A 260-nucleotide genomic window follows, 5' to 3' on the forward strand; every position below is an offset into this window, starting at 1 on the left:
GATTAACGGCTTGCTGGGCTTTGTTGACGCGGAGTTTGATGTAGCTGGCTAATGACCAATAGGGATACCCTAGGCGACTTCTTACCCTATGTAATTGGCGATTAAGCCAAAGCAACACATCATATAAATGGTCACCTAGTTTGGCATAGGCTCTGCTGACACAGACTTGTGAGTCAAATTGATCGCCATGAAGCATTAAAAAGCGTTTGCCGCTAATCGACTCATGAATATGCTGTTTGGCGAGGGTAATGCCCCTAAAG

1 protein-coding gene is annotated in these 260 nt (G+C 45.4%); it reads right to left on the minus strand.

Annotated features, from left to right (window positions below):
• The coding region (locus AAEY79_RS15460) for a hypothetical protein (RefSeq protein WP_352289416.1) at positions 1 to 260 on the minus strand (260 nt) is incomplete at both ends.

It is taken from the genome of Psychrobacter sp. GW64-MNA-CIBAN-0177, assembly GCF_040309585.1.
Lineage (GTDB): Bacteria > Pseudomonadota > Gammaproteobacteria > Pseudomonadales > Moraxellaceae > Psychrobacter > Psychrobacter okhotskensis.